The organism is Acinetobacter sp. CFCC 10889, assembly GCF_003268395.1.
GTDB lineage: Bacteria > Pseudomonadota > Gammaproteobacteria > Pseudomonadales > Moraxellaceae > Acinetobacter.
In genome coordinates this window covers 1-17,740 of sequence record NZ_LQXQ01000023.1, presented here as the reverse complement: position 1 = coordinate 17,740, position 17,740 = coordinate 1, and the positions used below count along the sequence as shown (strand labels likewise).

Here is a 17,740-nt window from a genome sequence, read left to right as displayed (position 1 = left end):
CGAAGGCTAATCCTGAAATTAAAACTTTTGAAGTAAGACTCCGTCACAACTAAATCTTATCCAAATTAAATTACAAAAAATTTTGTACACTCACATTACTTTATTCTGACGCTTCAAAATGCAAATCAAGCACATCATGCAGCCAATATTCTTGGTCAACATCGGTTATAACCCCATTTTGATCACAATTGGTACGGCAAATATACAAGCCCATACTGCCCACATTGACATGTAAAGCCTTGGCTTGTTGCTCCGACAAAGCAGTTGGATAAAGGCTGATATGCGCACGGGTTAATTGACGTTGATAATGTTCTGCCATCAGAATCGTGATTGAATCTTCTAAATTTTGTTCTAAAAACTCAGGAAATAAACTTGCATTAATCCGTAAATGTTCTACTACCGCAGGACGTCCATTGATACTACGACGTCGCCACATCGAATAAATGTCATCGCCCACATTCACTTTTAAATGTGTTGCATCCCAAGCCGTTGCTTGTACCAATTCCGCAGAAATCAATTCGGTACTTGGTACACCGCCCTGTTCCGTTACATATTGGTTAAAACTTTTGGTCGATTGTGGACAGTAAATAATGCGCGGTGCACGCACAAACCAACCACGGCGGTCTAAACGATAAATCAGTCCATCCATTTCCAAAGCCAACAAAGCTTCACGCACTGCAACTCGTGTGGTTGCAAACTGCTCCATCAATACACGTTCTGAAGCAAGTTTGGTATTGGCACTCCATTGCCCCGATTCGATCTCATGGGCAATGGCATCACGAATCGCAATATATTTAGGAACACGTGAAGATGTTTCTTGGACAGACATACTGATTTATTTTGTGAAAATTTCTACTAATATACCCAAATATTAAGTCGATGCGATGACATTTAAAAAATAAAAATAGCGGTGAAATACAGGCGACGGTCTTAATACACACCCATGGTTAAATCACCATCTTGACCAAAACACTGATTAAATTCATTGACAATCTTTTGTAATTGCAATTCATCTTGTGAAGGTACAAGCAACCAATATGGATTTTCTCGAAAAATAACCAATAATGTCAGTTGCTTTTGTTCAGCAAAATGTTTGATTTGATCAAATAAGATTTCTTCTACTTTTTGTTCTATTTCAAAGCGAGCTTCAAAATCATAATCTTCATCAAATTGATCTTCTTCTAAGCTGTCAAAAAGCACACCAACATCTGTATCAATCGCTTGATTTAAAGCTTCTATATCCACTTGTTTTTGTTTAAATACTGTACTGTCATTAATCCCATTGATATCATATTCTTTGATTTCAACATATTGAATAAAAGAATAATCTTGATTTACCCAATTTTCAAAAACTGTAAATTCAGTTAAATCTTCAGGTAAAGTTTGCTGTTTTAGTTCAGGAAAAATCTCCTGAAATGTTTCATAAATCTTTTGTGTCATGGTCTTGATCTTATGTTGTGATATTTTAATATAAATAAGGAAATACAAGATCGAATTGGGTTTAATAGACAACCATTGTCGAATCTTCATCCTCGTTAAACGTTGCATTAAACAATTCAGCAATTTCAGCTAATTTTTCATCGCTTTGTTTGGGAATAAACATCCAATCAGGATTTTCTTTCACAACAACCAATAAAGACAATTGCTGCTGCTCTGCAACAGCACATAAAGTATCAAAGAAAATATCGTAGGTTTCATCCAATAAATCAATATGTTGATTACCTTTATTCTGTTCAAACAACTGATCGACTGCCTGTGCAATCTGCTGCTCAATCGCGTGAGTATCCACATTTTTTTGTATTAAATAATAATTATCTTCAATATCATGATTCTGAAATTCTGTCATTTCAATATAATGCCAAATATGAATAGATTCATTCATCCACTCACCAAAGGCATAATAAAGATCCCAACTGTTCATCTCATCTAAATCTTCTGGATTGCTAAGATACTCAGGTAAAGCTTGCTGTTTAAGTTCAGGAATAATATCTTGAAAAAGTTCATAAATATTTTGTGTCATGGTCTTGATCTTATGTTGTGATTTATTTTAAAAAGTGAGCCCATAATTAAACAGAATCGTACGTTAAAAGCCGTTAAATTTTGTAAAGCTCTAATTTTCATAAAGTTGAGCTATGTTGATCGGCTACAAATATAACGTTCATAGTGTTCAATCATGATATTTTGATCTTTAAATTGCTTATTAAAAGATTTACAAAATTTTTCTATCTTTGCTTCATCATTCGGGACTAAGCACCAATAATAATCGTCAGCATAAACCAACAAAAGCGCAAACTGAATTTGCTCTGCTACAGTTAAAACTTCTTCTAAAACAATATCTAAAATTTGATCATTGACATTATAATAACGTCCAATCACCGCTTTATGCTGCTCAAAATGCGCTAAAATTGGATCTGCTTTGGCTGCAATATTCTTTTTCAATCGTGCTATATCAATTTGAAAATCTTGCAAAATTGTTGAATGCTGCATTTCATTTTCAAAAAAACAATCAGGTTGCATTTTCATGATATAAGAATGATTTGCAAAACTTGCATCTTTCATCCATTGCATAAAATCTGCAAAATTTTGCCGATGTTTTTTCTTTGGAATATCTGCATTTTTGAGCAATGGAAACCAATGTTGTAGAATTTTATAAATTTTTTTATCATCCATGTTGCTGACCTATTGTTTTTCTTAGCTGAATTTTATGTCAGGTGCATTTAATTATGATGACATTCTGCCAATATTTACGGGTAAAAATATACATTATCACTATACTCAGTTGGTTTTTTGAAATAATTAAATAAAAATATAGTATTGAATTTAATAATTTTTTTATTTTTTTAAAATAATTAAATTGCTGTTTTTAAAAGTTTAAATTCTGAATCAATTGGCTGAATCTCGCTTTAACGATAAAATAGCGCCAGAAAATACCAGATCAAATACTTTTACACATTCTAATTGATTGATCTACAAGTGTAAGGATAGGTTAATTATGGCGCTATTTGCAGTCATTGGTTTAGGAAGTTTTGGCGGTACAGTGGCGCTAGAACTGACGCATTTAAATCACGATGTGATTGGGATCGACACCCTAAAAAAGAATGTAGAAAATATTGCTGATCAAATCAGTCATGCTGTCATTGCTGATGCAACTGATGAACATGTACTTGAAGAGTTAAATGTTCAAAATTGTGATGCTGTGGTGGTTGCGATTGGTGATGATATCGAAGCAAGTATTTTATGTGTGTTGCATTTAAAGAATTTAGGTATTAACCAAATTTTGGTTAAAGCCAAGTCTAAAGCACATCACATGATTTTATCACACCTAGGTGTGGATCAAATTATTCATCCTGAAGAAGATATGGGCATCCGTGTTGCTCAATCTTTGAGCTATCCGATGGTGCGCCGTTATATGGCATTGAATAATGAACGTTATATTGTGAAAATTGAAATCGCATCCAATTTACAAGGTGCACAATTTCAAACTTTGATGGATGATACAAATAACGAAATTCATACTTTATTATTGCAACGTGGTTCACATGTGCTCTACCAGATTGCACCAGGCACGATTTTACAGGAAAAAGACATTTTGATTGTTGAGGGTCCTGTAGAACAATTACGACAACTTTCTAATCGCTTCTTATAGAATGAATTATGCGTTTATCTAAAAAAGAGTTGATCAATAAAAAGCATAATCGTATTAATCTCAGTCCACCGAGTTTACTTGCCTTAGGTTTTTTAAGTTTCATTATCATCGGCACCTTACTGCTGAAGCTGCCTTTTGCCCATCATGGGGAGCTTTCTTGGATTAATGCCCTATTTACTGCAACATCGGCTGTGACCATTACAGGTTTATCCGTAGTGAATATTGGTGAATCTTTCACAACTTTTGGTAAAGTGGTCGTGATGCTGTTGATCCAATGTGGCGGTCTAGGCTTTATGACTTTTGCAATTTTGGCGGCACTTAGCTTGTCATCACGGGTCGGTTTGAAACAGCAAGTCATGGCACAAGAAATTATTGGGCAAACTAGTTTATCCAAAGCGACTACGACCATTAAAGGCGTACTGATTTATTCTTTATTTTTTGAGGCAATTGGTACGATTATTTTAACCATTGCTTGGTCAAATCATTACGATATCCAACATGCATTTTTCTATGCACTTTTTTATAGTATTTCTGCCTTTAATAATGGTGGGTTTTCACTATTTCCCAATAGTTTAATGAGTTTCTCTGATCAATATATGGTGACATTAACCATCAGTATGTTGTATATGATCGGAGGAATTGGTTTTGTGGTGCTGATGGACATTCGGCGTGCTAAAAAGTGGAAAAAACTCTCCGCCAATAGCAAATTGGTTTTATCAACCATTGCAGGTTTGAACTTATTTGCTTTTGTGACAATTTGGCTGATCGAAGCTTCTAACCCTTTAACACTCGCACCCATGTCTGTTGGAGATCAAGCTTTAAATGCTTGGTTCCATGCGACCGTACCTCGTTCTTCTGGCTTTAACAGTCTAGAAGTAGGTAATATGAGCAATGCTTCGACCTTGGTCACGATGGTACTCATGTTTATTGGTGGTGGCTCTTTGAGTACTGCAGGTGGTATTAAAATTGGGACATTTATTATCATGATTTTAAGTGTGATTACCTTTTTAAAACGCTCAGATGAAATCACCGTATTTGGTCACTCTATTTCCCATCAAGCCACTTTTAAAGCATTGGCAGTTATTGCGATTAATTCACTGTTAATTTTGATTGGTTTCTTTACTCTTTTGGTACTTGAACCGAATAAAAAATTCTTAGATTTATTGTTTGAAGCAGTATCAGCAGCATGTACAGTTGGTCTTTCACGTGGAGTCACTGAGGACTTACACACAGGAAGTTTGATTACACTAATGCTGCTGATGTTTGCAGGACGACTCGGCCCTTTGACTTTGGCATATTTGATTGCAACACCAAATAAAAGCCGAGTTAGCCATCCAAATGCTGAAATTCAGGTGGGTTAATCTCTTGTATTTAAGACATAAAAAACCGTTCAAAATTGAACGGTTTTTTATTTTTCATCTTTGATCTTTGCTGTTAAAATGCATTCATCAATGAAACACCTAAGCCAACATAGGTTGCACGGTGATTATAATCAATCAAACTTTCGCCATAACCATCAAACAGTTGGAAATGTCCACGCAGTTTGCCTTTAATTGGAAATGCCCAATCAAACTGTGCTGCACCATGTGAGTCATCACCACCTTTGAGTGAGTGACGCAACATCAATGAAAACTCATTATCTTTCCAACGATAAAATGCGGTCATATCACCACGCCCAACATAGTCTTTAATGTCAGGGTTATTATCATCTTTCGCATCTTCATCTAAACGATACCAAGGACGAATCATCAAGGCGAAATTATCTTTTTCAAAACCAAGATTCAGCATCACACGATTCCAACTACGAGACAGTGGATCTGAACGCCCATTCGATTGATGGTTTAATGTCAATCCAAGTAAACGTCCGTTTAAGCCCAATACTTCATAATTGGTTCTAAATACTAAGCTGGCTTCAGGCTCATAATTAGTTTCACGAAATGGGCGAGATTCATCTTCGTTATAGACTTGCCAGCGAGATGACTGAGTATAACCTACCCATAAATCACCATTATCACCAATCAAGTTTTCAACCGCTTTGGTTTTTAACGAGATTTGGAATTTTGCTTCTGTCGATTTTAAATCTTGTGCTTCTTCCACAGTGTTCTGAGGATTTGGACTATGAGGAAACTCATTTTTACTACTTGTCCAGAACGCAGGCAATAAATAAACAGGTTGATGGGCACGAATATTCCATGTCCCTAATTTACTGTCTGGTGAAAGTTCCCAACGCTTGTCTAATAAAGATGTATTCGGATCAATTTTTGCACCATGTACTGAAAATAAACTTTCTACTTTATCTTCAATTTTAGCTTTAATGCCTTGCGGCTCAGCTTTTGGTACTGTTAGCTCTTGAGCAGCACGTTGTTCTGAAACGATCACAGGAACAGGTTCAGATGTTCCAGCTTTAAACAATGCATCATAGCAAGCTAAACGATCTGCATTGGACTCCAAAGCCACACACGCTTGTGTGCTTGCAGGATTCATCAACGCAGTTTCAGCATGTGTAACAGTCACCCAACCAAAACTGAGCATCATTAAGATGCTCAGGTTCAATGGTGTGCGTTCAAAAGTTTTGAACGACATAGCATTCTCCAAAAAGAGTTTTAATTTACTTTTTTGATTTCAAAACCTAATTGCTCTAAAGCCTCTTTTTTGGCGAATGGTGCAACCACTGCTCTTGTTGGCTTTTGACCGATTAAGTAAGTTTGTGCAACACGTTTTAAATCTTCCAAGCTCACTTTAAGTAAACGCTCACGCATCTGACGTCTAAATGCAGGTGTACGTCCATGCAATAACGCATAACATGCTGTAATCGCTTCGCCCGCAGGTGAACCCGGTTTATCCATACTTGAAACTAAACCTAAAATCGCTTCTTCAAGCTGATGTGGTTTTTGCTCTTCGGTCATTAACCAGTTTAAACTTGCTTCAAAATCTGCAAAAGTTTCTGCTAAACGTGGATCTCGATAGCTATAGAAACGGAATGCACAAGCATTACCATCATAGCTTGCGCCACCACCATATGCACCGCCTTTTTCACGAATGGCACTGTGTAAGAAACCATTGCGTAAATACGCTGCCAAAATCATTAATGGTGCAGCATCAGGATGCGACACTTCAACCGCTTGATAAGCCGATGCACAGAATTGAACATTGGCTTGAATCAACCATGCTTCATCTGCATCACTCGAAAACTGCTCAACTTCTGTCAATAAAACAGGAGATTGATCTACTTCCAATTTATCCCAAACATTTTGAATTTCTTCAAGTAAACGCTCAGAGTGATGTTCTTCACAGACCAATAAAAATTGTTTTGGTGCAAGCATTAAACCACGATGAATTGCTTTTAGCTCATCAATTAAAGCATCAAACTCAACTGTATCTTTTTCAATTTTAGCAACCAGCTCAGCCAACCAATTTAAAGCACCTAAACCTGTATTTTGGTAATCACGTTGCGCCAAGGCACTGCTGTTACGAGACGCAATCTGCATCGCATAACTATGCCCTGAACCTGACAAACGAGATGCCCAACGCGTTTTACGTTGCTGCAATAGCTCTAAAATACGGTCTTTTTCATCGAAACGTAATTGCTCAAATGCCAATTTCAACAAGCCAATTGCGTCAAGTTTATCCGATAAAGACTTGGTGGTTAATGTCAACCAAGCAGTAATTTTACCTTTATCATCCGTTTTTGAACGTAACGATGCACCCATCCCTAAGCCACCACTCACCGCAGTTTGCAGTTGTTGTAGCTCTAAATAATCGTACTGTCCCGCACCAACTTCCCCCATAAGCACTGAGAGCAAATTGAAATATGGTGATTTTACGATTTGATCAGGAATTTGAATCAATACTTGTTGATAATAAATACCATTGGTTCCTGCATGATACAGATTTAAAGGTGTATCCACTTGATTAGAAATGATTTCACGTAGCTGACCTTGTACGATCTGCAAATCCGCAGGAATATCTTCTAAGCCTACTTTCGGCAATAGATTTAAATCATCTTCAGTTTCTTGACGTATTTTTAACGCTTCAGTTTGCGCCACAATTTCAGCTTTTTGCTCTTCACTGAGTGCTGCACCAATTTTTGCTAAACGCTGTTTCTCATCTGCTGCTTCTTGTGCGGATTTATTGGCATCAGGTACTAAAGTTAATTGCACACGATGTGGATTATCCAACAGATAAGTTTGAATCAAATTCGACAACCACATTGGGTCTTTAAGTTCTTCTTTCACTTCAGCAATGGCAGTATCCACATCCCACACATGCACAGGATCATTGTGGTGAATGGCACTTCCTAAACCATTTAAAATCAAAGATAAACCATATGGTGTACCATCGCCATTGATTTCACGTTGATGCAATTCGATTTGATGTAAAATTGCTTCCACAATTTCAGCATCAGCAGGTCGAGACGCTGCTTGTTGTAAAATATTCAACACGCCATTCTTAAACTCTTCAGCATGTTCAGGGTTTGAACCTTGCACAGCACAATAGAATGTCATTTCAAAATTAGAATCATCCACGCCCATAAATGGACCTGTAGACTGTGCATAACCGCAAGTCTCTAAATAATGACGTAGTGGTGACGCTGAATTTTCTAATAAAATCCCTTCAACCAAACGCATACCTAAGCGAACTTTAATATTGCTCGCTTCAGGCAATAACCATGACAAAACATGATAAGTTTTATCTTTCAGATCATCGCCATCAAGTGCATAACTCTCTTGTACTGCGATTGGTGCAGTCAAACGCTGTTCAGCTTTTGAATAGAGTGTTTCACCCTTTTCAAATTTAGACAGTGCTAATGTTTCAAATTGCTCTTGTAAATCATAAGCAGTTTGATTACCAAAAGTCATAAATACCGCATTACTTGGATGATAATGTGATTTATAGAAAGTCACTAACTCATCGTAAGTTAGGTCTGGAATGTCTTTTGGATCACCACCTGAGTTGTAGTGATAAGTCGTTTTTGGAAATAAATGATGTGCCAATTGATGATAAAGCTGGTCTGAAGGAGAACTCATCGCCCCTTTCATTTCATTAAAAACCACACCTTTATAGACAGGTTCGCCATTTTCCAACTCAATGCGAATGCCTTCTTGTGCAAAATCCAATGGATTCAAATTTGCGGCAAAAGCGGCATCCATATAGACTTCAAGTAAATTTTGGAAATCTTTACGGTTTTGTGTTGCAAATGGATACGCTGTCCAGTCCGCCGCCGTAAATGCATTCATAAAAGTATTGAGTGAACGGCGAATCATCAAGAAAAATGGATCACGAACTGGGAATTTTTCTGAACCACATAATGCAGTATGTTCTAAAATATGCGCTTCGCCTTTAGAGTCCATCGGCTGTGTACGAAATGCAACGAGAAATACATTTTCATCATGTTCGGTTGCTAAATGGAAATGCACAGCACCAGTCACTTTGTGCTTATATTCTGAAACTAAAATATCTAAAGCTTCAACATGGTGTTGACGTACCAACTGAAACGCAGGATGAACAGTGTGGGCTAAGGTTTCAGTGACATCTACAGTCATGTGATCTCCTAAAATTTAAAAAATATAACATCTAATATGGCATTATACATTCAGAATTCAATCTAATTCACCTATTAAAAGTATTGTCATTACAAAAATCCCTAGCTTTATACTCGGAATTGTAAATTTAATTATTTTTCAAGTTGTTGATAAAATTTTAAAATGGCTAATTTTAGCATGCTGGCAAGTCTGATATGCACATGCTTGATAAAATGCTGCTGCGCCTGTTTTATCTGTATATAAAGTTAAAATTTTAAAATAGTGTTGAGCAAACCTTTCTATTTCAGTCAGTAACTTTCGGGCAATGTCAGATTGTCTAAAACTTGGATGAACATAAAAACGGCGTATACGAGCAATCTGAGTGGATGAAAAGTTCAATTTATTGATACTTAGGCTATTTTCTAAATCATGAGGCTGTTGATTCAGACCTGCGATCCCAATCAATTGATCATTTTTATACACTGCAAATAAAGCTTCTCCTTGCTGATCAAACCGATTTATTCCCGTTTCAAACTCAGATTTTAGCCGAGTTAAAAAGCGAAAACCTTCTTGTTGTGCATGAAAGATTAATTGTTCTAATTGTATGGGAAGTTCAGTGATTTGAATGATTTTAGGCATGAGAATTATGCTTGCAAAATCTTATGAATTTTAAAATTCTGAGCAATATGATACTTTAACCAATAATCCAACATCACTTGTGTTTCAGGAAATAAATTGTCAGGTAATGCATCCAAAGCAAACCATTGCCAACATTCAAAAATATCAGCTTCAGTAACCTGAATCGACTGCTTTAAATCGTTTTGAGCATTGTCCAACTGACAGACTACACCTGCAGTCAAGTTTATATAATCACGTTCAATATCATTCATTAACATAAAAACTTGTACCTGTTCAGCAGCAAGTTGAAGTTGCGCTTCTTCAAATAATTCTCGGACAGCCGCATCTTCAAAACCCTCATGTTCATCTACTTTTCCACCGGGAAAGCACCATGTCACGGATTCATCATGTTTAATTCGTTTGCCCAATAAAACCTGTTGCGTATCATCGATTAACATCACGCCTACACCGATCAAAGCGTGTTGCATTTTTGGCATATCCTGCTTTCCATTTTAGAATGTCATGTTGGTTTTAGCATAATCTATTTTGCATGTGATGAAATTAGGTGTTATTTGCCATTTAAACTGAATTTTCTTCAACAAACTATTGTAAAACTGAGCATTCGTGTAAACTTTAGCTTTTAAAATATAGATGTGATACATAACATGGCTAAAGTTGATCTTTTTGCAATTGGCAATGCGCTCATTGACCAAGAATTTAAAGTCTCTGATGAATTTTTGACCCAAGAAAATTTGCAAAAAGGCACCATGCAACTCACCGATGGTGAAACGCAAGCCCAACTTTATGCACATTTACAGCAAAGCCAAAATTATAAAGGTCAAGCTTCGGGCGGTTCTGCTGCCAACACTGCGGTTGCTTTTGGTGCATTGGGCGCTTCAGCATTTTATGCTTGCCGTGTAGGCAATGATGAACTTGGTTCAATTTACCTCAAAGGCTTAAATGAAGCAGGCATCCAAACTTCTGAAAAATCAATCAGTGAAGGTGTGACAGGCACATGTATGGTACTTGTGAGTGAAGACTCAGAACGTACCATGCACACTTACTTAGGCATCACCGCAGAATTATCAGATACGCAAATGGATTTTGAACCACTGAAAACTGCAAAATGGCTCTATATCGAAGGTTATTTATCGACCAGCGATTCAGCACGTGCAGCCGTGAAAATTGCTCGTCAAATTGCCAAAGAAAATGCTGTCAAAATTGCAATCACGCTCTCTGATCCTGCAATGGTGCAATATGCACGTACAGGTTTGGATGAGTTGATTGATGATGGTGTGGATCTGATTTTCTGTAATGAACAAGAAGCCATGATGTACACTGAAACTGATTCAGTCGAAGCTGCATTGGCAAAATTGAAATTACTTAGTCATGACGTTGTCATTACACTCAGTGAAAAAGGTGTGCTTGTTTCCAATCAGGAACAACATTTTTATGTATCAGGTCGTAAAGTACTTGCAGTAGATGCCAACGGCGCAGGTGATGCTTTTGCAGGTGCATTCTTATATGCACTGAATGCTGGTGAATCTTTACAAACTGCTGCTCAATTGGCGATTCTGATCTCAAGTGAAGTGGTTTCTCAGTTTGGTCCTCGTTTAGCAGTTGCAGCTTATGCAAACTTGCTGACAAGCTTTAAAAAGGAATCTGCATAAATGTCTGAAAAAATTGCCATGATGGAAGAAATTCCAGAACGTGAAGCACGTGCATTTGACACCATGACAGGCGATACGATTTTTATCACCCAACGTGATGGTGCTTTTTATGCCTATCAAAACCTCTGCCCGCATCTACAAACTGAGCTTGAATTTTTAGAAAATCAGTTTTTAGACCAAGATGGTGAATATATCCAATGTTCAACCCACGGCGCTTTATTTAATGTGGAAACAGGTGAATGTATTTCGGGACCATGCTTGGGTGATACACTTGAAAAAGTGAATATTAAAGTCCATTCGGATGGTGGTATTTACATCGTAGAAGAATAATTTATTCTCAGGGACAGCCATGCTCTCATTTTTTTTAGAATATGACTTAATGCCTTTTCATTTAAGTGTACTCGCCTTAATTTTGCTGAGTATGGCGGAAACGATTGGTTATTATGTTGGTTTAAGACCAAGTACATTTCTAAAACGAATCTCGCCAGTTTGGCTGTCCCGCGCCCCACTCTTGCAAGTTAAATTTGCCAAAGTTTTAATTTTTGTTTTTCTACTGATAAATTTCAGTTTTGCTGGTTATTTTTTACAATTGTGTATTTTTGCCAGTCAACAACAGTTTTTCCCTTGGTACTATGTCATTTTACCTGCTTCAGTCATCGCTATTTTCTTTACGGTATTTATGATTCACTGTTTAGACCAAGTGATCAAACCTAAATTTAGTCCAACGACAGTAAATTTATTAGGGCGCTTGGCAACTGTGTCAAGTGGTAACGCCCGCCCCGGTTTTTCAGCACAAGCCCGTGTCCGTGATGAGTTTGGTCAACTACACTATGTGCAAGTTGAGCCTGAATTTGGTGAGCTTGAGTTTCAGTCACAAATCATTTTAATTCGTTTTCGTAAATCACATTACATTGCCAAAAAAATCTCTGTGTCTAATGATTTATTCAGCTTAGAGTAAAATAACCAAATGATTTGCATGACAATATTGCAAAATCAATATCCCATTAGCCTTCTCTTTTTATAATATACAAAAATACTTAACTCTCTATCTTTTCATCTTCCTAAAATTTCAATTTTTGTAGCAAACATGTGCCTAAATAAAGTATTTCCAAATTAAATTTAACTGTCTTGCTGTCTAAAAGAACTTGTAAATCATTCCTAAAATATACAAATCCTATTTTGCATAGATTTTATATGATTATTATTTTCATTTATATTCAGATATAAATCCAAGTATTTTAATCAGATTTTAAAATATAAATACAAACCTTTTTAGTTGGTTTAATTTTTAAATCCATAGTATTTTACTTTGATTTAAAATATTAATTTATACTAAATTAGTCTACTTTATTTCATAATTCAAAGTATTTTAATCAACTTTTATTTTTAGTTTATTTTTTATTTAGCATTATTTTAAATCATTGTTTTTTATAAATTTAATAATATATTTTTATTTTAATTGTTTTATCTATTTATTTTGTGTTGAGTTTTGTTTAATAATATAAATAGAGTTTAAATATAGGCTTTGTTATGAGCTTTAAACGCACCGATATAAATCGTCGTCTAGTTAGAGAAATTACGATCATTTTAATAATTAAGGTCATTCTTTTGCTTGTCATCAAAAATATCTGGTTTGATGCACCGACGATTCCTAAAGATTTTGATAACCAAGTTGCTGAGCGTATTGCTGGCAGTCCTTCCCAAACTAAGGAGACACGTTGATGATTTCTGAAAGCGTGGTCGATCTCTCGCGGTTCCAATTTGCAATGACCGCGTTGTATCACTTTATTTTTGTGCCTTTAACCCTAGGTCTAGCTTTTATTCTTGCCATTATGGAAACCACTTATGTGATTTCAGGTAAAGAAATTTATAAAGATATGACTAAGTTCTGGGGAAAACTCTTTGGTATTAACTTTGCCTTAGGTGTAACCACAGGTTTAACCATGGAGTTTCAATTCGGCACAAACTGGGCATATTACTCACACTACGTGGGCGATATCTTCGGTGCACCACTTGCTATTGAAGGATTAATGGCATTCTTTTTGGAATCAACTTTTATTGGTTTGTTCTTTTTTGGCTGGGATCGCCTCTCTAAAGTGCAACATCTGGGCGTAACATGGCTCGTTGCACTTGGCTCTAACATGTCAGCATTGTGGATTTTAGTTGCCAATGGTTGGATGCAAACCCTGTTGGTGCTGCATTTAACTATGAAACCATGCGTATGGAGCTTGTGGACTTCGGTGCGTTGATTTTCAACCCTGTTGCTCAAGTGAAGTTTGTTCACACTGTTTCATCGGGTTATGTGACTGGTGCGATTTTCGTATTGGCAATCTCAAGTTTCTACTTGTTGAAAAAACGTGATATGCCTTTTGCTCGCCGTTCTTTCGCCATTGCTGCGATCTTCGGTTTGGCATCAACATTGTCTGTAATCTTACTCGGTGATGAGTCTGGTTATGAACTCGGTGATGTGCAAAAAACCAAACTTGCAGCGATTGAAGCTGAATGGGAAACACATCCTGCACCTGCGCCATTCACCTTGTTTGGTATTCCCAACCAAGAGGAACAACGCACTGATTATGCTGTCCGCATTCCGTATGTGATGGGGATCATTGCGACACGTTCATTAGATAAAGAAGTCACAGGTATTAAAGATTTGATGGTTCAACATGAGGCTCGTATCCGTAATGGTATGGTGGCTTATAGTGAACTTGAAAAATTGCGTGCAGGTGATCGCTCTCCTGAGTTGTTGGCATCATTTGAACAAAATCAAAAAGACTTAGGCTATGGCTTACTTCTGAAAAAATATACACCTGCTGTTGTAGATGCATCTGAAGATCATATTAAAGCTGCAACCAAAGATACCATTCCAAATGTAACCGCATTGTTCTTCTCATTCCGTGCGATGGTGGCTTCTGGTTTCTTGATGTTACTGCTGTTCATTCTTGCAACTTATGCCGTGGCAAAACGTAATGCAGAAAACAAACCGTGGTTACTTAAATTTGCATTGTATGCATTGCCTTTACCATGGATCGCAACTCAAACAGGTTGGTATGTGGCTGAAGGCGGTCGTCAACCATGGACAATTGGTGAAGTATTGCCAACACATTTGTCAGCATCAAGTCTAAGTACTGGTGACGTTTGGGGTTCAATCATTGCACTTGCAGCGTTCTATACTGTTCTGCTCATCATCGAAATGTACTTAATGATCAAATTTGCACGCTTAGGACCAAGTTCTTTGCACACAGGTAAATATCATTTTGAAAAATTAGAAGCTAAAAACCAAGTTGTTGGAGAGGCTCAATCATGATCGAATATGAATTACTGAAAATCATCTGGTGGGTTTTAGTCGGTGTTTTACTGATTGGCTTTGCCCTCACCGATGGCTTCGACATGGGCTCTATGGCAATCATGCCATTCGTAGGCAAAACCGATGATGAACGTCGTGCAGCAATCAATACGATTGCCCCACACTGGGACGGTAACCAAGTTTGGTTTATTACTGCGGGTGGTGCGTTATTCGCTGCTTGGCCAATGGTGTATGCAACTGCATTCTCAGGCATGTATTGGGCATTATTACTCGTTCTCTTTGCCCTGTTCTTACGACCTGTCGGTTTTGACTATCGTTCTAAACTTGAAAATACCCAATGGCGTACCTCTTGGGATTGGGGTTTAGCGATTGGCGGTGCTGTGCCCGCACTGGTGTTCGGCGTTGCATTCGGCAATATGTTCCTCGGTGTGCCATTCACACTTGATGAAACTGTACGTTCAACTTATACAGGCAGCTTCTTTGCACTGCTTAACCCATTTGCCTTAATCTGCGGTTTAGTGAGCCTAGCGATGCTGAACGCACACGGCGGTGCTTGGTTGATGTTACGTACAGATGGTGCTTTGCGTCAGCGTTCTGCCAAAGCAACACAGTTAATGGGAATAGTGTTCCTTGTTTGCTTCTTAGCAGCTGGTGCATGGTTATACTTTGGTAATATCGAAGGTTATACTTTAGCTCAACCTTTTGATACAAATGGTGTTGCCAACCCATTAGCCAAAGAAGTAATGACCAATAATAACCACGGTTGGATGAATAACTATTCAACTTATCCAATCACCATCCTTGCACCTGTCATGGCAATTTTAGGTAGTTTGATTGTGATTGCTTCAGCGGGCAAAGGAAAAGCAGGCTTAAGCTTTACAGGAACTTCACTGATGATCATTGGTGCGATCCTCACTGCTGGTTTTGCATTGTTCCCATTCTTGATGCCATCAAGCATCAATCCTGTTGCAAGCTTGACCATGTGGGATGCTGTTTCAAGTAAAAATACTTTAACAGTGATGACTGTTGCTGCATGTATCTTTGTTCCAATCATTCTGTGTTATACCACTTGGTGTTACTACAAAATGTGGGGTGTGATCACCAACAAACATGTACAAGAAAATTCACACAGTCTTTACTAAGTTAGAGTTGAAGGAGAACAAATATGTGGTATTTCGCTTGGATTCTTGGAATTTTAATGGCGTGTTTTGCAGGTGTACTCAGTGCGCTTTACATTGAACATCATCAAGATTTAGATGAGGAATAACACCATGACAGAAATCGCAATGACAACAGAAGAAAGTAAGCCTAACAAATTTGCCATGGCAGTTTCATTTTTAATGGCATTGCCTTTAGCTACGGTTTTATTGCTCCACCCTGCAATGATGCTCGATGCCAATGGTCACTATAACCATACGGTTTTAATGTTGGTGATGATCGGGATCTCAGGTGGATTTATTCATGGCGTAGGATTTCTGCCACGGTTTTGGTTATGGAAATGGTTATTTAGCCCTTATGTTGCATGGCCACTCATGCTTTGGGGTTATTACACTTGGTTCTTAACCTAATGATTTAAAAGAAAACCCTGATTTTACTCAGGGTTTTCTTTTTTCTATTTTCAGTTAACTATCAAAACCAAATACAAAACGAACTTTGCCATGTTCGTCTTTTACTCGCTCACCTTTCCACACTAAATCATATTCTTTTGCAATTTGATCAGGATCAGACAGACCTATCGCATATAGATTTGGAATTGCTATCTCAGGCTTTATACATTCAGGATACCAACCCTGTTGATGCCTTTCAGAATCTTGTAAATACCACCACCGATCTTCTATCATTGCCAAACCGTCATACCGATCAGGCTCTTGCAAAATAAAATAGATTTCAACAGCATATTTTGTTATATAGCCATCATGATAATATTCTGTTTTTTCAGTCTCTTTTAATTGTAAATATGGGCTGTTCCACTGATGCACCCAAGCCGATACATCCTCAAAATATTCATCATCGAGCCAATAAGTCATACCAATCAAATGATCATTTTTGACCAATAAAGAAAACTGAGCAACCCAAAAGCATTCTGCCAAATAACAATGTGAAAATGCTATATCAAAATCACCCTTGTGTTGAATTTTTGGGACTAATGTCTTGCCATTAAACATGAGCAGTACATCATTAGACATTTTTATTTTCCTAATCTACTTTTCTAACCACCACCATGGCATCGCACCGCTTTTTAAAATTTTACGATGGTTTTTATAATTCGCATCATGTTTTTCAACTTCGCCCCAAAACGCAGAACTATGATCAAAATGCCGTGTATGCGCTAACTCATGTACGCAGACATATCGTGTAATCGCCTGATCACACAACACCAAAGCACTATTCAACATAATATCATGTCGTGCAGTACAACTACCCCAACGAGTTTTCGGCTGACGAACACTACATTCAGCAAAATTTAAACCTGTTTCAACACTGACATGTTGTAAATAGATCGGTAAATAATGCTTTGCATAAGCAATCACGAAAGCTTTTAAATATTGTTCAGACTGACGATCACTGATCAATAATTGATGATTCTGCTCATCGAAAATATAAGAATTTTTCTGTGTTTGATAAATAATTTGTAAAGGTTGTTCTAAGTTAAACAATTTTAATTCTATTGGTAAAGTTCGATCTAATTGCCCTGCTTTTTCTTGCTGTTTTTGCCAAGTTTCAATCATCCATTGTTCAGACTCAACTAAAAATTCTTGAATCTGACGTTTGGTACAAAACTTAGGTACAGTTAATTTGATCTGAAGGGGTTCTACACGTAAGCGTAATCGAGTTGCTCGTGCATGATGAGTGATTTGAATTTCGGGGAGGTTTGGGGTCATTTATTCTAAAAATTTATAATCAGATTTGGAGTTCCCTCTCCTTTCAGGAGAGGGTTAGGGAGAGGTTTTCTTTGCCCTCATCCTAGCCTTCTCCC

At 37.3% G+C, this 17,740-nt stretch carries 19 protein-coding genes and 1 pseudogene; 10 read left to right on the top strand and 10 right to left on the bottom strand.

Features of this window, described 5'->3' with window-relative positions:
• Positions 1-100 precede the first annotated feature (100 nt).
• From AVJ19_RS10430 to AVJ19_RS10415, 4 genes are all read right to left on the bottom strand, one after another.
• Positions 101-829, bottom strand: a complete 729-nt coding sequence (locus tag AVJ19_RS10430; protein WP_171334194.1) for a UTRA domain-containing protein — start codon at positions 827-829, stop codon at positions 101-103.
• A gap of 101 nt (positions 830-930) precedes the next feature.
• Positions 931-1,440: a hypothetical protein gene (locus tag AVJ19_RS10425; protein WP_111859648.1), complete on the bottom strand. Its 510-nt coding sequence runs from the start codon at positions 1,438-1,440 to the stop codon at positions 931-933.
• A 61-nt stretch (positions 1,441-1,501) separates the two neighbouring features.
• Positions 1,502-2,020 (bottom strand): hypothetical protein, encoded by a 519-nt coding sequence (locus AVJ19_RS10420; RefSeq protein WP_111859647.1) that lies wholly within the window; start codon positions 2,018-2,020, stop codon positions 1,502-1,504.
• A 110-nt stretch (positions 2,021-2,130) separates the two neighbouring features.
• Entirely contained in the window at positions 2,131-2,670 is a 540-nt protein-coding gene (locus tag AVJ19_RS10415; RefSeq protein ID WP_111859646.1) for a hypothetical protein, read from the bottom strand.
• Positions 2,671-2,992: 322 nt separating this feature from the next.
• Between AVJ19_RS10415 and AVJ19_RS10410 the strand changes: the two genes are divergently transcribed.
• Together AVJ19_RS10410 and AVJ19_RS10405 are read left to right on the top strand one after the other, a co-directional pair.
• On the top strand, positions 2,993-3,646 hold the full coding sequence (locus AVJ19_RS10410) for a potassium channel family protein (RefSeq protein ID WP_111859644.1): 654 nt from the start codon (positions 2,993-2,995) through the stop codon (positions 3,644-3,646).
• Positions 3,647-3,654: 8 nt separating this feature from the next.
• Entirely contained in the window at positions 3,655-5,007 is a 1,353-nt protein-coding gene (locus AVJ19_RS10405; RefSeq protein WP_111859643.1) for a TrkH family potassium uptake protein, read from the top strand.
• Positions 5,008-5,080: 73 nt separating this feature from the next.
• On the opposite strand, the gene AVJ19_RS10400 is transcribed toward AVJ19_RS10405, so the two are convergent.
• The 4 genes from AVJ19_RS10400 to AVJ19_RS10385 all read right to left on the bottom strand — a co-directional run bounded on the left by AVJ19_RS10400 (position 5,081) and on the right by AVJ19_RS10385 (position 10,283).
• Positions 5,081-6,229, bottom strand: coding sequence for a phospholipase A (locus AVJ19_RS10400; protein ID WP_111859642.1), 1,149 nt, complete (start codon positions 6,227-6,229; stop codon positions 5,081-5,083).
• Positions 6,230-6,249: 20 nt separating this feature from the next.
• The gene (locus AVJ19_RS10395; RefSeq protein WP_111859641.1) at positions 6,250-9,189 is read right to left on the bottom strand and encodes an insulinase family protein; all 2,940 of its coding nucleotides are present in this window, start codon (positions 9,187-9,189) and stop codon (positions 6,250-6,252) included.
• A gap of 138 nt (positions 9,190-9,327) precedes the next feature.
• On the bottom strand, positions 9,328-9,807 hold the full coding sequence (locus AVJ19_RS10390; protein ID WP_111859640.1) for a GNAT family N-acetyltransferase: 480 nt from the start codon (positions 9,805-9,807) through the stop codon (positions 9,328-9,330).
• Positions 9,808-9,812: 5 nt separating this feature from the next.
• Complete coding sequence (locus tag AVJ19_RS10385; RefSeq protein ID WP_111859639.1) at positions 9,813-10,283, bottom strand: nucleotide triphosphate diphosphatase NUDT15; 471 nt, start codon at positions 10,281-10,283, stop codon at positions 9,813-9,815.
• A 168-nt stretch (positions 10,284-10,451) separates the two neighbouring features.
• Here AVJ19_RS10385 and AVJ19_RS10380 point away from each other — a divergent pair, with 168 nt between their 5' ends.
• The 8 genes and pseudogenes from AVJ19_RS10380 to AVJ19_RS10345 all read left to right on the top strand — a co-directional run bounded on the left by AVJ19_RS10380 (position 10,452) and on the right by AVJ19_RS10345 (position 16,331).
• A complete protein-coding gene (locus AVJ19_RS10380; protein WP_111859638.1) occupies positions 10,452-11,456 on the top strand; it encodes an adenosine kinase in 1,005 nt (334 codons plus the stop codon).
• An 18-nt stretch (positions 11,457-11,474) separates the two neighbouring features.
• Positions 11,475-11,786 carry a Rieske (2Fe-2S) protein gene (locus AVJ19_RS10375; protein WP_111859698.1) on the top strand — a complete coding sequence of 104 codons (312 nt, stop codon included), beginning with the start codon at positions 11,475-11,477 and terminating at the stop codon, positions 11,784-11,786.
• 19 nt (positions 11,787-11,805) lie between these two features.
• Positions 11,806-12,414, top strand: a complete 609-nt coding sequence (locus tag AVJ19_RS10370) for an OB-fold-containig protein (RefSeq protein ID WP_111859636.1) — start codon at positions 11,806-11,808, stop codon at positions 12,412-12,414.
• A 572-nt stretch (positions 12,415-12,986) separates the two neighbouring features.
• Positions 12,987-13,178, top strand: a complete 192-nt coding sequence (gene cydP / locus AVJ19_RS10365) for a cytochrome oxidase putative small subunit CydP (RefSeq protein ID WP_111859635.1) — start codon at positions 12,987-12,989, stop codon at positions 13,176-13,178.
• Positions 13,178-14,763 (top strand): annotated as a pseudogene (locus AVJ19_RS10360) (cytochrome ubiquinol oxidase subunit I). The gene cydP and the pseudogene AVJ19_RS10360 overlap by 1 nt, the downstream one beginning before the upstream one ends.
• Complete coding sequence (gene cydB / locus AVJ19_RS10355; protein WP_111859634.1) at positions 14,760-15,905, top strand: cytochrome d ubiquinol oxidase subunit II; 1,146 nt, start codon at positions 14,760-14,762, stop codon at positions 15,903-15,905. Before AVJ19_RS10360 ends, cydB begins: the two are co-directional and overlap by 4 nt.
• A 23-nt stretch (positions 15,906-15,928) precedes the next feature.
• Entirely contained in the window at positions 15,929-16,030 is a 102-nt protein-coding gene (gene cydX, locus AVJ19_RS10350) for a cytochrome bd-I oxidase subunit CydX (RefSeq protein WP_002120988.1), read from the top strand.
• Positions 16,031-16,034: 4 nt separating this feature from the next.
• Positions 16,035-16,331 (top strand): cyd operon YbgE family protein, encoded by a 297-nt coding sequence (locus AVJ19_RS10345; protein ID WP_111859633.1) that lies wholly within the window; start codon positions 16,035-16,037, stop codon positions 16,329-16,331.
• 54 nt (positions 16,332-16,385) lie between these two features.
• Here AVJ19_RS10345 and AVJ19_RS10340 read toward each other — a convergent pair whose 3' ends face one another.
• Together AVJ19_RS10340 and AVJ19_RS10335 are read right to left on the bottom strand one after the other, a co-directional pair.
• Positions 16,386-16,949 carry a hypothetical protein gene (locus tag AVJ19_RS10340; protein ID WP_111859632.1) on the bottom strand — a complete coding sequence of 188 codons (564 nt, stop codon included), beginning with the start codon at positions 16,947-16,949 and terminating at the stop codon, positions 16,386-16,388.
• Positions 16,950-16,964: 15 nt separating this feature from the next.
• Positions 16,965-17,645, bottom strand: coding sequence for a SprT family zinc-dependent metalloprotease (locus AVJ19_RS10335; protein ID WP_111859631.1), 681 nt, complete (start codon positions 17,643-17,645; stop codon positions 16,965-16,967).
• Positions 17,646-17,740 lie beyond the last annotated feature (95 nt).